Genomic DNA, 13,971 nt, shown 5'->3' with positions numbered 1-13,971 from the left:
CGGTGTACGCCTGGGACCGCGTGTTGTGCAGCGCGGGAAGGCGCGGCCTGCAGGTGGCGCTGGCACCCGCGGATCTCGTCCGTCTCACCAAGGCGGTGACCGCCGACATCCTGGCGACGTGACAGTTCTAGGGTGAGGCCATGGCATCTTCTGCTACCTCCTCCCTGGCTGGGCGCACCATGTTCATCTCCGGCGCCAGCCGCGGCATCGGGCTGGCAATCGCCAAGCGTGTCGCCGCCGACGGCGCAAACGTCGCACTGGTCGCCAAGACCGCCGAACCGCACCCAAAACTCGAGGGCACGATCTACACCGCGGCCAAGGAGATCGAGGACGTCGGCGGCCATGCCCTGCCGATCCTCGGCGACGTCCGCGATGGTGAATCAGTGGAATCCGCTGTGGCGCAGGCGGTTGCCCAGTTCGGCGGCATCGACATCTGCGTCAACAACGCGTCGGCCATCAACCTCGGGTCGATCACCGAGGTGCCGCTCAAGAGATTCGACCTGATGAACGGCATCAACGTCCGCGGCACCTACGCGGTGTCGCAGGCCTGCATTCCGCACATGAAGGGTCGCGAAAATCCGCACATCCTCACGTTGTCACCGCCGATCCTGCTCGAGTCGAAGTGGCTCAAACCGACGGCGTACATGATGGCCAAGTACGGCATGACGCTCTGTGGGCTCGGCATGGCCGAGGAACTGCGGGCCGACGGCATCGCCTCGAACACGTTGTGGCCGCGCACCCTGGTGGCCACAGCCGCCGTCAAGAACCTCCTTGGCGGCGACGAGGCGATGGCCCGCGCCCGCAAGCCCGAGGTGTACTCCGACGCGGCGTACGTGATCTTCAACAAGCCGGCCGCCGAGTACACCGGCAATTCGGTGCTGTGCGAGGACGTCCTCTTCGACTCAGGCGTCACGGACCTGTCGGTGTACGACTGCGTGCCCGGCTCTGAACTCGGCGTCGACCTCTGGGTCGAGGCGCCGAATCCGCCCGGCTACACGGGTCCATAGCCGGCGCAGCCGTCGTTAGAGAAGCGTCCCCTGCACGGGCTCCGGCTCGGCGGGTTCGATCAGTTCGGGCCCGTTGTTGCGAACGCTGTTGACCAGCCTGGAGACCTCGCGGATGGCGATGCGGTCCAGGTCGCCGTGGCCCCGCAGCAACCCGTCGTCCATCGGCGCATCCGGATCCAACCAGCGGTCCCAGTCGCGCTCGCTGATGGTCAGCGGCATGCGATCGTGGATGTCGGCGAGCGGACCTGCGGAGTCGGTCGTGATGATGGTGCAGCTCAGGAGCGGCGGCGTGTCCTTGGGCGCATCCTTCGGTCGCCATGTCGACCACAGGCCGCCCATGAACAACGGCTCGCCGTCGGTGCCGTGCATGTAGAACGGGGTTTTCGGGCCCTTCGCTCCGCCCACTTGGGTCCACTCGTACCAGCCGTCCATCGGTATCAGGCACCGCTTGCCCTTGGCGGAGTTGCGAAACGCCCCCGACGTGGTGACCGTCTCGGCCCGGGCGTTGATCAACAGCGGCCCCTTGGTGTCGGGTCCGCCGTCGGCCCCCGTCTTAGCCCACGGTGGGACCAATCCCCACCGCATCAGCCGCACCCGACGGGTCGATTCGTCGTCGGGCTCGGTATGCCTCTTGACCACGGAGCTGATGGTCGTCGTCGGAGCGACGTTGAAGTTCGGTTGTGGCGGCTCCTTCTCGGCCGCCGTCGCCTCGTCGATCGCCTTGATCTTCTCAGCGAGAAGCGCCGGATCGGTCGTCACCGCGAATCGCCCACACATGCATCCCATGGTTGCAGAACTTGCCGACAAGGCAGGATGGACGCCATGGATACGTGGCAGGCACCGTCGACGACGGCGCCCGTACTCGCGGAAGTTGTCGTGCCCGGCTCCAAGTCGCAGACCAACCGCGCGCTTGTGCTCGCCGCGTTGGCCACTCCGCAGGGCACGTCGACTCTGAGCGGTGCGCTGCGCAGTCGCGACACCGACCTGATGATCGGCGCGCTGCGGACCCTCGGAGTGTCGCTGGACGGGGCGGGCACCGAGCTGTCGGTCAGTGGGTCGATCTCGCCGGTGCCGAACGCGCACGTCGACTGCGGCCTGGCGGGGACCGTGCTGCGGTTCGTCCCCGCAATCGCCGCCCTCGGGGACGAGGTCGTCACATTCGACGGCGACGAGCAGGCCCGCTCTCGGCCCATCGCTCCCCTACTCGACGGGTTGCGCGGCCTCGGCGTCCGCCTCGATGGTGATGCGATGCCGTTCCTGGTGCGCGGCGAGGGCGCAGTGGCGGGCGGCACCGTGCACATCGACGCATCGGCGTCGTCGCAATTCGTCTCCGGACTGCTGCTTGCGGGTCCGACGTTCGACGACGGCCTGACCGTCGTGCACACCGGCGATTCCGTACCATCGGCGCCGCACGTGGCGATGACGGTGTCGATGCTGCGCGACGCGGGTGTGCGGGTCGACGACGCCACACCGAACCGGTGGACGGTCCGGCCGGGGCCCGTCGCCGCCCGCCGCTGGGCGATCGAACCCGACCTGTCCAACGCCGTGCCGTTCCTGGCGGCCGCGATCGTGACGGGTGGACGAGTCCGGGTGAAGGGCTGGCCACGGGCGAGCGTTCAGCCCGCCGGCACCATCATCGACCTTCTTCAGCAGATGGGTGCCGTTGTCCATCAATCTGATTCGTACCTCGAGGTCGCCGGCCCCGACCACTACGCAGGCTTCGACGTCGACCTGCGCGACGTCGGCGAGCTGGCGCCGTCGATCGCTGCGCTCGCCGCGCTGGCCGCACCGGATTCGGTGTCACGCCTGCGTGGCATCGCCCACCTGCGCGGCCACGAGACCGACCGCCTGGCTGCGTTGACGGCCGAGATCAACGGGCTCGGCGGCCACTGCGAGGAGACTCGCGACGGCCTGGTGATCACGGCCCGGTCGCTTCACGAGGGGGTGTGGCGTTCCTACGCCGACCATCGGATGGCGACGGCGGGGGCCATCGTCGGATTGCGGGTACCGGGCGTTGGGGTCGAGGACATCGGCACCACTGCCAAGACCCTGCCGGACTTTCCGCGGATGTGGGCCGACATGTTGAGAGCAGCCGCTTGAGACCTGGTGACTACCAAGACGAGTCCGACGTCCGGGTGCGCGCCGGACGTGGCTCGCGGGCGCGGACCAAGACCAGACCAGAGCACGCCGACGCCTCCGAAGCGATGGTCGTCACGGTCGACCGCGGCAGGTGGGGCTGCGCTCTCGACGGAGACCCCGAACGCGTCGTCACGGCAATGCGAGCGCGAGAGCTGGGGCGGACGCCGATCGTGGTCGGTGACGAGGTGGGCATAGTCGGCGACGTCACCGGGCGGCCAGACACCTTGGCGCGGATCATCCGGCGATCAGAGCGTCGAACGGTGTTGCGCCGCACCGCCGACGACACCGACCCGACCGAGCGCGTCGTCGTCGCCAACGCCGACCAACTGTTGATCGTGGTCGCACTCGCCGATCCACCGCCACGAACCGGATTCGTCGAGCGATCGCTGATCGCCGCCTACGTCGGCGGCCTGACGCCGATCCTCTGCCTCACCAAGTCGGACCTCGCCGATCCCGGGCCGTTCGCCGCCGAGTTCGCCGGCCTGGACCTGACGGTCGTCACCGCAGGGCGCACCGACCCGCTCGAGCGGATCACGGAATTGTGCGCAGGCAAGGTGACGGTGTTCCTCGGCCATTCCGGCGTCGGTAAGTCGACACTGGTGAATCGCCTTGTTCCAGAGGCTAATCGGGCGGTCGGTGTCGTGTCGGGCGTCGGTAAGGGCAGACACACCTCGACGCAGTCGGTGGCGCTGCCGCTGGCTGGTTCGGGATGGGTCATCGACACTCCTGGCATCCGGTCGTTCGGATTGGCCCACGTGACGGCGGCCGACATCATGCTCGCGTTCTCCGACCTCGCCGAAGCCATCGAGGACTGCCCGCGCGGCTGTGGCCACCTTGGGCCTCCCGCAGATCCCGAATGCGCCCTCGACGGCTTGACCGGTCACGCCGCCGACCGTGTCGCCGCCACGCGCCGGCTGCTTGCCGCGATGGCCGCGGAGCCCGCCGGAGGCCACGGGCACAATCCGTCGTGAACCCCGTACGGGATTCCGAGCAGTCCGCTAGCGGCTTTGCCTGCCCGCTAACCTATCTGGGTGATGAGCCCGGTGCCCGCAATCGAACTGAACAATGGCGTTAGCATCCCCCAATTCGGGTTCGGTGTTTACAAGGTCGCACCCGATGAGACCGCAGCGGCGATCCGGACCGCCCTGGACGTCGGGTACCGCCACCTCGACACCGCGGCGATGTACCACAACGAGGAGGGCGTCGGCCAAGGCATCCGCGACGCCGGGCTCGAGCGACGCGACGTCTTCATCACCAGCAAGCTCGACAATGGGTTTCACGAACCGGACGCTGCGCGAAGGGCTTTCGACGCGACACTGGCCGCCATCGGATCGGACTACGTCGATCTGTACCTGATCCACTGGCCGTTGCCGACTCGCTACGGCGGCGACTTCGTCTCGACCTGGCGCACGCTCGAGGAGTTCGCCGCCGACGGGCGGGCGCGCAGCATCGGGGTGTCCAACTTCCACGTCCCCCATCTCCAGCGACTGGCCGCCGCCACCGACACCGTGCCCGCCGTCAACCAGGTCGAGGCACACCCCTACTTCACCAACGCCACCGTCCGGGACTACTGCCTGCAGAACGGCATCGCCTTCGAAGCGTGGTCGCCGCTCGCCAGGGGCAAGGTGCTCGACGACCCGGTGGTCGGGCGGATCGCCGAGACGATGGGAAGGTCGCCAGCGCAAGTGGTGCTGCGCTGGCACCTTCAGCGTGGCGACATCGTGTTTCCGAAGTCGGTATCGCCGCAGCGCATCGCCCAGAACTTCGCCGTCTTCGACTTCGAGCTGGGTAGCGCCGACGTGGCGGCGATCGATGCGCTCGACAAGGGCGACGCCGGCCGGGTCGGATCCAACCCCGATACGTTCGACTTCATCGGACGGTGACATTCCCCAGTCGCTGCGCTCCTGTCCTCCGGATCGACGCTGACGGCGGTTTGCACTCGCGCCTCAGTGGGCACGCCTCCAACGGCAGATTGCCAAAGGAGGCGCATACATGACGAACGTACCGACGATCGAACTCAGCAGCGGTGCCCACATCCCGCAGCTCGGCTTCGGCGTCTACCAGATCGATCCCGATGAGACGGCGGGGGCCGTCAAGACCGCCCTCGACGTCGGCTACCGGCACATCGACACCGCCGAGATGTATCAGAACGAGGCGGGCGTCGGCCAGGGCATCCGCGATTCCGGTGTGGACCGCGCCGACGTCTTCGTTACCAGCAAGCTCAACAACGGGTTTCACGAGCCCGATGCCGCGAGAATGGCCTTCGACGAGACGCTGACCAAGCTCGACTTCGACTACGTCGATCTGTTCCTCATCCACTGGCCGCTGCCCACGCTTTACGGCGGCGACTTCGTCTCGACGTGGCAGGTGCTCGAGGAATTCAGGCGGGACGGCCGGGCCCGCAGCATCGGCGTGTCGAACTTCCAGGTCGGGCATCTCGAGCGGCTGGCCCGTGAGACCGACACGGTGCCCGCGGTGAATCAGATCGAGGTGCACCCGTACTTCGTCAACGAGGAGGTCCGCGCCTACTGCGCCGAGAACGAGATCGCCGTCGAGGCGTGGTCGCCGATCGCACAGGGCAAGGTCCTCGACGATCCCGTCGTCACCGAGATCGCCGAACGGGAGGGCAGGTCACCGGCACAGGTCGTGCTGCGCTGGCACATCCAGCGCGGCGACATCGTCTTCCCGAAGTCGGTGACGCCCAAGCGGATCGAGGAGAACTACGCGCTGTTCGACTTCGAACTGAGCGAACACGACGTCGATGAGCTGACCGCCCTTGACAAGGGTGAGGACGGTCGGACCGGTCCCAATCCCGACACGTTCGACTACATCCCCGACTGATCCCATTCAGATAGCGCTCACGGCGAGACCTTCTCGAAGGTTCTCGCCGTGAGTGCTATGTCAACGTGTCAGCGTGCCCGCTTTGCGCGGGTCTTGGCGCGCACCGCTGCGATCGACGACTTCAGGCCGCGGCGTTGCTCGGGTGCGAGCTCGTCGAACATCCGCTCGCTGCGGGTCTCGGGCGCATCGTCGCGGGTGTCGCGCAGATACTTGTCCGGCAGCGACAGCTTGGCGATGGTCCGCCACGTCTTGCCGTACTGAACCGCGAAATTGCCCGTCGTGTAGGGCAAGTCGTACTTCTCGCAGATCTGACGGACGCGAATGCTGATCTCGTGCAAGCGATTGCTCGGCAGGTCCGGATACAGATGGTGCTCGATCTGGTTGCTCAGATTGCCACTCATGAACCGAAGCGCGGGCCCGCCCTCGAAGTTGGCACTGCCCAACATCTGTCGCAGGTACCACTGTCCCTTGCTCTCGCCGACCATGTCGGTTTTGGTGAACTTCTCCGCGCCATCGGGGAAGTGGCCGCAGAAGATCACCGCGTTGGCCCACACGTTGCGGATGACGTTCGCGATCGCGTTGGCCTTGAGCGTCGAGGTGAACGTGGCGCCCGGCGACAGCGACGTCAGCGCGGGGTAGGCCACGTAGTCCTTCACCAACTGTTGGCCGGCCTTGATGCCGAACTCCTTCACCCGGGTCAACGTGACCTTGCGGTCATCGCCGCCCTTGGCGATCTTGCCGAGTTCGAGGTGCTGAAGTCCGACGCCCCATTCGAAGCCGATGGCCAGAAGGGTGTTGAACAGCAGGTTGCCGTAGAGGTTGAACGGCTTCCACTTCGCGTCGCGGGTGACGCGGATGACGCCGTAGCCGACGTCGTCGTCCATCCCGAGGATGTTCGTGTACTTGTGGTGCATGAAGTTGTGGGTGAACCGCCAGTGCTTGGACGCCCCGCTCATGTCCCACTCCCACGTCGAGGAGTGAATCTCGGGGTCGTTCATCCAGTCCCACTGGCCGTGCATGACGTTGTGGCCGATCTCCATGTTCTCGATGATCTTGGCCACGCCGAGGGTCACCGTGCCTGCCCACCACGCCGAACGTCGGGAGCCGGCCGCCAACATGACGCGCCCGGCGACCTCGAGGGCGCGCTGCGAGGCGATGGTCCGGCGGATGTACTTGGAGTCGCGTTCGCCGCGAGAGTCTTCGATGTCCAGGCGGATCGCGTCCAGCTCGTGGGCCAGATTTTCGATGTCCGCTTCGGTCAGGTGCGCGAATGCCGGTACGTCTGTAATTGCCATCGTTCAGCCTCCTATCAACTGCCTACGATAGCGTAACCTACGACTCCGTAGGTTACTAGCCAGTAAACCCTATACGTCCAGTACGCAATCGCCAGAAGCTGCGGAAATGCAGGTCTGCACTCGGCTGCCCGGTTCGTGCTCGACGCCCGTCCGCAGGTCTCGAACGTGCCCTTCGACCAGTCCGACGACGCAAGACTGGCAGATGCCCATCCGGCAGCCGAAGGGCATCCGAATCCCCACCTCTTCGCCCGCGTCCATCAGGGACGTCGCGGCGTCGGCCTCGACGGTTCGGCCGCTGCGCTCGAACGTGACGGTGCCGCCGGTACCGTGCGCGGCGGCGCGCGACGCGGCAAAACGCTCCAGATGCAGGCGGTCGCCGATGCCGTCGGACGCCCAGACGCGGTGCGCATCGTCGAGCATGCCCGCGGGGCCACACGCCCACGTCTGACGCTCCTGCCAGTCCGGCACGGATTCCGCCAGCCTGGACAGATCGAGCCGTCCCTCGGTCCGCGTCGATCGGACGGTCAGGCGGTAACCCGCGTGCGACTCGTGCAGTCGCGCCAGTTCTCCCCCGAACATCACGTCGGATTCGGTGGGCGCCGAGTGCACGTGAACGACGTCGCCGACCTGATCGCGGCGCGCCAGCGTTCGCAGCATCGACATGACCGGCGTGATGCCCGACCCCGCAGTGAGGAACAACACCGACGCGGGCGCCGGATCCGGCATGACGAAGTTGCCCTGCGGGGCCGCCAGCCGCACGATCGTCCCCGGCGTCACACCCGCCACCAGGTGGCTGGACAGGAAACCCTCGGGCATTGCCTTGACGGTGATGGTGATCAACTTGTCGCGAGTGACGGGGGTCGACGTCAGCGAGTACGAACGCCAGCGCCACCGACCGTTCATCAGAACGCCGATGCCGACGTACTGACCGGGCTCGTAGTCGAAGTGAAATCCCCACCCCGGCTTGATCACCAGCGTTGCAGAGTCGACGGTTTCGCGACGCACCTCGACCACGCGACCGCGCAACTCGCGCGCCGACCACAGCGGGTTGGCCAGCTTCAGATAGTCGTCGGGCAGCAGTGGCGTGGTGATCCGTCCGGCAATCGAACGCAGTGCCTGCCAGCCAGGATTCGTCTTGACGCCCTTGGCCGTCGGGCGGATCGTGTCAGCCACATTGGCCGAAACCTTGATCTCGTGCTTGGCCATCTCGGCTCCTGCTCACCTTGCCTCAAGACCGCGAAACGACTCGCGGGCAATAACCTACGGTACCGTAACTTACGTTGCCGTATCCAGCCTCAGAGCAGCTCCAACAGAAAGGGCAGCTCCTGGGTGGCGTACCAGGCGAGGTCGTGATCCTGCGCATCGCCAACGGTCAGTTCCGCGTCCTCGTCGCCGATGTCGGCCAGGTCGACGACCTCGATCGCGGCCTTGACGTCGGGCTCCGCCGCCGCGTTGTCCAGGTAGGCGGCGATCACGTCGCCCATGCCGATCGGACCCGAGAGCCTCACGACGGCGTCGTCGAGATCGGGACGGAGGGCCGCCCCCTCGACGTCGACGACGAGCACCGCGCGCCGCAGCGGCAACTCGCTGGGGCCTTCGGCGGCCAGCAGCCGCAGGGATGCCAGAGCGGCCTCACGCAGCGCCACCTCGGCGAGTTCGTCGTCGTCGCCCTCGGCGTAGGACTCCCGCAGCGTCGGGGTGACCGCGAACGCCGTCCCACTCAGGGCGTGCATGGACTGATCGGCGACGAGCCGCTGCAGCATGGCAACGGTCGCTGGGATGTAGACACGCACCAGGCGAGACTAGCGGCCCTGCTCGCGGTCCCCCGTCAACGTCGCGACGTGATCGTCGACGTAGGTCGTCAACGAACGCGGCGGACGCTCGTAGGAATTGCTCAGGATGGGCCGGTCCGGCAGGTGCACCTTCGGGAGTTCGACCTCGTGGTAGTCGATGGTCGACAACAGGTGGCTCATCATGTTCAGCCTGGCGTGCTTCTTGACGTCGGACTCCACGACGTACCAAGGACTCTGCGGAACGTCGGTGTGGATCATCATCTGATCCTTCGCCCGCGAGTAATCCTCCCAGCGGTACACCGACTCCAGGTCCATCGGACTCAGCTTCCACTGCCGGACCGGATCGTTGCGCCGCGACTAGAACCGACGTAACTGCTCGTCGTCGGACACCGAGAACCAGTACTTGCGAAGCAGGATTCCGTCCTCGAGGAGCATCTGCTCGAAGACCGGCGTCTGCCGCAGGAACAACGAATGTTCTTGCGGTGTACAGAATCCCATGACCTGCTCGACACCGGCTCGGTTGTACCAGGAGCGGTCGAAGAGCACCATCTCGCCCTTGGCGGGCAGCTGCGCGACGTAGCGTTGGTAGTACCACTGGCCACGCTCCCGGTCGTTCGGCGCGGGCAGCGCCGCGATTCTCGCGACCCGGGGGCTGAGGTACTCGGTGATGCGCTTGATGGTGCCGCCCTTGCCCGCGGCGTCACGGCCTTCGAAGACGACGGCGATACGGGCGCCGGTATGGCGCACCCACTCCTGAAGTTTCACGAATTCCGTTTGGAGACGGAATAGTTCCGCCTCGTAGACGGCGTTGGGAATCCTGGACTTCTTATTCGAGTTCTTCGCAGACTTGCCCTTGCTCATCGCCGAATCGTAGTGGGAGACGACTTACTGCGCTGCCTCGAGCAACTCGTCGAGCGACTCGCGCAGCAGGGTGGGCATCATGTCGACATCGCTCATCGCATCACGGTCGGCGTTGATACCGAAATACAGCATCCCGTTGTAGGAGGTGACGCCGATCGCGAGTACCTGCTTGTTCAGCAGTGGCGGCACGGAGTAGGTCTCCAACAACTTGGTGCCCGCGACGTACATCTGATTCTGCGCGCCAGGGACGTTGGTGATCAGAAGGTTGAACTGCCGCGCCGAGAAGCTGGTGGCAACGCGAGTACCCATGGCGTGCAACGTCGGTGGCGCAAAACCCGAGAGTGTGACGATGGTCCGCGCGTCGACGAGGCTGGCCGCGGTCGAATGCGATTCAGTCGCATGGGCGATCTGCGATAGCCGCACCACGGCGTTGCCCTCACCGGTCGGCAGGTCGATCAGGAAGGGCGACACCTCACTGATCGCCTGGCCCGGCCCCGTCGCATCGAGTTCGGCTTCGGGGTACACCGACATGGGCACCATCGCCCGGATCGTCGACGTCGAGGTGACCGGCTCGCCCCGCGACAGCAGCCAATTGCGCAGCGCTCCGGCGATCACCGCGAGGATGACGTCGTTGACGTCGCAGTCGTACCTTGCTCGCAGCCTGCGGTAGTCCTCCAATTGATGCGACGCGACGGTGAAGCGGCGGTTGCGCGACACCGTGGTGTTGAGCGGGCTGCTCGGAGCGGTACCGCGGGCCAACGTCTTCGCGACGTCGGCGAACCGGCGGCCGGCGTCGACCAATTGGCCGGTGTTGGTGGCCATGTCGGTGACGGCGGACCGGACTGCTGCGAGTTGACTGCCGGGCTTGGCGACGAAATGGCCGACGGCGTTGAGTACCAGGCTGGCATCGCTCGGTTCCCGCGCCGGAATCCAGATGTCCTCGCCGAACTCCGGCGGCTTCTGGGTGCGGTCGGCGATGACGTGCCCGATTTCCAGCGCGGTCATCCCGTTGACGAGTGCCTGGTGCGACTTGGTGTAGATCGCGATGCGGTTCTTGGCCAGACCCTCGACGAGGTACATCTCCCACAGCGGGCGGGACTTGTCCAGCGGCCGTGATCCGAGCCTCGCGATGAGGTCGTGCAGTTGCGCGTCGCTGCCCGGTGACGGCAGCGCGGAGCGGCGAATGTGATAGGTGATGTCGAACTCGCGGTCGTCGATCCACACCGGTCGGGCCAACCCGAGGCCGACCTCGCGCACCTTCTGCCGGTACCTCGGGATCTGGGGCAACCTCTGCTCGACGGTCTCGAGCAGCGTCTCGTAACTGAGCCCGTTGCGCGGCTTGCGCAGAATCGACAGCGACCCAACGTACATCGGCGTCGAGGTGTTCTCGAGGTGGAAGAAGGACGCGTCGGGTGCCGACAGCCTCGTCACCATGACCGCGCGACCCTCCTCTCGCTCGACGTCTGAACCCCGTCACGGTAACCGGCCAAACCGGGGTGCCGCATTACGGGTGCACGAGGGTGTCGCCCGATCGTGGGATCATGAATGCGTCTGCGACTCTCCAGCAGATGTCGTCCATTCGCCTCGACCGCTGGAGAGCAGCCGTGACCGCAGCACGCATCCCGACCCGCCGCACCTCGTTCACCTCGCCGGTCGTCGACTACGAACCGCCACCGGTCGCCGCCCTTCCGGTCGGTCCGTGCCCGTCGCCGCGGGGGTCGAGGCCTGCAGCACTGCACCGCCACCCCTCCAGGCCGTTGCGACCGGTGCCTGCTGCGCGGCCACTCCCCGGCGAGCCGGCTCCACCGCGGGCGGCCGCCGTATTCGCCGACACCGCCCTTCGCCGAATTCTGGAAGTCACCGACCGGCGCCGACCGGTGGCGCAGCTGCGGCCGCTCATCGCCCCGGCGCTGTTCGACGCCATGGTCGCCTTGACCAAGACACGCTCCCGCGACGGAGCCGCCGTCCTGCGACGGGTACGGCTGAGATCCGCCGAGGTGCTCGACGACGACGCCGGCGAGGTGAGAGCCGCCGAGGTGTTCGCCACCTACTCGCGTGGCCGCCGGGTCCGCGCCATCGCAGGCCGCGTCGAACTGGTGAACGGGCGCTGGACGATCGTCGCGCTTCAGGTCGGCTGACTAGCCTCGGCGCGCCTTGGGGCCACCCCGGCTTTGGCGACGCGCAGCTTCACGCCGCTCGCGCCGAGTTCCGCCGGCGGGCGCCGCATTGTTGCCGCCGCCATCGCGCTGCACTTTGGCCGAGCCGTCCTCGGATGGCCCGGAATACGTCATCGGTCGCGACTGCTCGTCGTCGATGCCCTTGACGCGCAATGCGGCGGGTGCCTGCCTGGGCCGTTCCTCGGTCGCCACGGCGCCCTCGTCGTCGTCGACGTCGGCGTCCACCTGGCGCGCCCTCGCAGCCGCGTTGGCGGCGTCAGCGGCGAACTGGGCCAGGTTCGGCGGCGCCGCGGTGGCGCCCACCTGCGATGCGGGCGTCGGCGTCGCCTGGACCTGGGCATTGAACAGCAGACCGACCGATTCCTCCTTCAGCCCGTCGAGCATGCCCATGAACATGTCGTAGCCCTCGCGCTGGTACTCGACGAGCGGGTCGCGCTGGGCCATGGCACGCAGGCCGATGCCCTCCTTGAGGTAGTCCATCTCGTAGAGGTGTTCGCGCCACTTGCGGTCGATCGTCGTGAGCAGCACGCTGCGCTCGAGCTGACGCATGGCACCCTCGCCGCCGATCGCGGTCAGCTCGGCCTCGCGCACCGCATAGGCGCGCCGGGCGTCCTCCAGGAGCGCCTCGCGCAGCTCGTCGCTGGTGAGCTCGCCAGGTTCGCCGACCGCGCCGGAGTCGATGAGATCGTGGTGGTCGATGCCGACCGGGTAGAGCAACTTGAGCGCGTCCCACAGGGCACCGAGGTCCCAGTCCTCCGAGTAGCCCTCCGAGGTGGCACCGGTCACGTACGCGGTGACGACGTCTTCGACCATCTGCTTGGCCTGGTCCTGGACGCTCTCGCCCTCGAGGATCAGCCGGCGTTCGGCGTAGACGACCTTGCGCTGCTGGTTCATCACCTCGTCGTACTTGAGGACGTTCTTGCGGACCTCGAAGTTCTGCTGCTCGACCTGCGTCTGGGCGCTCTTGATGGCCCTGGTGACCATCTTGGCCTCGATGGGCACGTCCTCGGGCAGGTTGAGGCGCGTGAGCAGCGACTCCAGCGTGGCTCCGTTGAAGCGCCGCATCAGCTCGTCACCGAGCGACAGGTAGAACCGCGACTCGCCCGGATCGCCCTGGCGGCCGGAGCGGCCGCGCAGCTGGTTGTCGATGCGGCGCGACTCGTGGCGCTCGGTGCCAAGCACGTAGAGGCCGCCGATCTCGATCACTTCCTTGGCCTCGGCGTCAGCCTCGGCCTTGACCTGAGCGAGCGCGTCGTCCCACGCGGCTTCGTAGTCCTCGGGCGTCTCGACGGGATCGAGACCGCGATCCCGCAGTCGCTTGTCGGCGAGGAAGTCGACGTTGCCGCCGAGCACGATGTCGGTGCCGCGGCCGGCCATGTTGGTGGCGACGGTGATGGCGTTGCGCCGACCTGCCTCCGCGATGATGTTCGCCTCTTGCTCGTGGTACTTCGCGTTCAACACGTTGTGCGGGATGCGGCGCTTGGTGAACTGCTTGGACAGGTACTCGGAGCGCTCGACGCTGGTGGTGCCGATGAGGACCGGCTGCCCCTTCTCGAAGCGCTCGCCGACGTCGTCGACGACGGCGATGTACTTGGCTTCCTCGGTCTTGTAGATCAGGTCGGACTGGTCGGTGCGGACCATTTCCTTGTTCGTCGGGATCGGAACCACGCCGAGCTTGTAGATCTCGTGCAGCTCGGCTGCCTCGGTCTGGGCGGTACCGGTCATACCGGCGAGCTTGTCGTAGAGCCGGAAGTAGTTCTGCAGCGTGATGGTGGCCAGCGTCTGGTTCTCGGCCTTGATCTCGACCCGTTCCTTGGCCTCGATGGCCTGGTGCATGCCCTCGTTGTAGCGGCGTCCG

12 protein-coding genes and 2 pseudogenes are annotated in these 13,971 nt (G+C 66.7%); 7 read left to right on the top strand and 7 right to left on the bottom strand.

Going from position 1 to position 13,971, the window contains the following annotated elements:
- Together QOD90_RS24400 and QOD90_RS24395 are read left to right on the top strand one after the other, a co-directional pair.
- Positions 1–122, top strand: a pseudogene (locus tag QOD90_RS24400) (Cys-tRNA(Pro) deacylase); the annotation flags it as partial.
- Between the two features lie 18 nt (positions 123–140).
- Positions 141–1,007, top strand: a complete 867-nt coding sequence (locus tag QOD90_RS24395; RefSeq protein WP_526353912.1) for an SDR family oxidoreductase — start codon at positions 141–143, stop codon at positions 1,005–1,007.
- A 15-nt stretch (positions 1,008–1,022) separates the two neighbouring features.
- Here the strand turns inward: QOD90_RS24395 and QOD90_RS24390 are convergent, their stop codons facing one another.
- Positions 1,023–1,784: an SOS response-associated peptidase gene (locus tag QOD90_RS24390; protein WP_526353910.1), complete on the bottom strand. Its 762-nt coding sequence runs from the start codon at positions 1,782–1,784 to the stop codon at positions 1,023–1,025.
- Positions 1,785–1,829: 45 nt separating this feature from the next.
- On the opposite strand from QOD90_RS24390, the gene aroA reads away from it, so the two are divergent.
- The 4 genes from aroA to QOD90_RS24370 all read left to right on the top strand — a co-directional run bounded on the left by aroA (position 1,830) and on the right by QOD90_RS24370 (position 5,987).
- Positions 1,830–3,107: a 3-phosphoshikimate 1-carboxyvinyltransferase gene (gene aroA / locus QOD90_RS24385; RefSeq protein ID WP_526353908.1), complete on the top strand. Its 1,278-nt coding sequence runs from the start codon at positions 1,830–1,832 to the stop codon at positions 3,105–3,107.
- Entirely contained in the window at positions 3,104–4,117 is a 1,014-nt protein-coding gene (gene rsgA, locus QOD90_RS24380; RefSeq protein ID WP_526353906.1) for a ribosome small subunit-dependent GTPase A, read from the top strand. The genes aroA and rsgA overlap by 4 nt, the downstream gene beginning before the upstream one ends.
- Positions 4,118–4,180: 63 nt before the next feature.
- On the top strand, positions 4,181–5,029 hold the full coding sequence (locus QOD90_RS24375; protein ID WP_526353904.1) for an aldo/keto reductase: 849 nt from the start codon (positions 4,181–4,183) through the stop codon (positions 5,027–5,029).
- Positions 5,030–5,138: 109 nt separating this feature from the next.
- Positions 5,139–5,987, top strand: a complete 849-nt coding sequence (locus tag QOD90_RS24370) for an aldo/keto reductase (protein WP_526353902.1) — start codon at positions 5,139–5,141, stop codon at positions 5,985–5,987.
- A gap of 68 nt (positions 5,988–6,055) precedes the next feature.
- On the opposite strand, the gene QOD90_RS24365 is transcribed toward QOD90_RS24370, so the two are convergent.
- The 5 genes and pseudogenes from QOD90_RS24365 to QOD90_RS24345 form a co-directional block, all read right to left on the bottom strand.
- On the bottom strand, positions 6,056–7,282 hold the full coding sequence (locus QOD90_RS24365; protein WP_526353900.1) for a fatty acid desaturase family protein: 1,227 nt from the start codon (positions 7,280–7,282) through the stop codon (positions 6,056–6,058).
- A gap of 69 nt (positions 7,283–7,351) precedes the next feature.
- A complete protein-coding gene (locus tag QOD90_RS24360) occupies positions 7,352–8,488 on the bottom strand; it encodes a ferredoxin reductase (RefSeq protein ID WP_526353899.1) in 1,137 nt (378 codons plus the stop codon).
- An 89-nt stretch (positions 8,489–8,577) separates the two neighbouring features.
- Positions 8,578–9,078: a DUF6912 family protein gene (locus QOD90_RS24355; RefSeq protein WP_526353914.1), complete on the bottom strand. Its 501-nt coding sequence runs from the start codon at positions 9,076–9,078 to the stop codon at positions 8,578–8,580.
- Positions 9,079–9,084: 6 nt separating this feature from the next.
- A pseudogene (gene ppk2, locus QOD90_RS24350) lies at positions 9,085–9,936 on the bottom strand (polyphosphate kinase 2).
- A 24-nt stretch (positions 9,937–9,960) separates the two neighbouring features.
- Entirely contained in the window at positions 9,961–11,370 is a 1,410-nt protein-coding gene (locus QOD90_RS24345) for a WS/DGAT/MGAT family O-acyltransferase (protein WP_526353897.1), read from the bottom strand.
- 170 nt (positions 11,371–11,540) lie between these two features.
- On the opposite strand from QOD90_RS24345, the gene QOD90_RS24340 reads away from it, so the two are divergent.
- On the top strand, positions 11,541–12,074 hold the full coding sequence (locus QOD90_RS24340; protein WP_526353895.1) for an Rv3235 family protein: 534 nt from the start codon (positions 11,541–11,543) through the stop codon (positions 12,072–12,074).
- Here the strand turns inward: QOD90_RS24340 and QOD90_RS24335 are convergent.
- Positions 12,075–13,971, bottom strand: a 1,897-nt coding sequence (locus QOD90_RS24335; RefSeq protein WP_526353893.1) for a preprotein translocase subunit SecA, incomplete at its 5' end; no start/stop codon positions are given.

Origin of the sequence: Mycobacterium sp., from assembly GCF_032161845.1 — a bacterium.
Lineage (GTDB): Bacteria > Actinomycetota > Actinomycetes > Mycobacteriales > Mycobacteriaceae > Mycobacterium.
This window is presented reverse-complemented; position numbering and strand designations above follow the sequence as displayed.

Coding starts and splice junctions, on each gene's coding strand:
- QOD90_RS24365 (WP_526353900.1), bottom strand. CDS start 7,282: ATGGCAATTACAGACGTACCGGCATTCGCGCACCTGACCGAAGCGGAC.
- QOD90_RS24360 (WP_526353899.1), bottom strand. CDS start 8,488: ATGGCCAAGCACGAGATCAAGGTTTCGGCCAATGTGGCTGACACGATC.
- QOD90_RS24395 (WP_526353912.1), top strand. CDS start 141: ATGGCATCTTCTGCTACCTCCTCCCTGGCTGGGCGCACCATGTTCATC.
- QOD90_RS24345 (WP_526353897.1), bottom strand. CDS start 11,370: ATGGTGACGAGGCTGTCGGCACCCGACGCGTCCTTCTTCCACCTCGAG.
- QOD90_RS24375 (WP_526353904.1), top strand. CDS start 4,181: ATGAGCCCGGTGCCCGCAATCGAACTGAACAATGGCGTTAGCATCCCC.
- QOD90_RS24390 (WP_526353910.1), bottom strand. CDS start 1,784: ATGTGTGGGCGATTCGCGGTGACGACCGATCCGGCGCTTCTCGCTGAG.
- aroA (WP_526353908.1), top strand. CDS start 1,830: ATGGATACGTGGCAGGCACCGTCGACGACGGCGCCCGTACTCGCGGAA.
- QOD90_RS24370 (WP_526353902.1), top strand. CDS start 5,139: ATGACGAACGTACCGACGATCGAACTCAGCAGCGGTGCCCACATCCCG.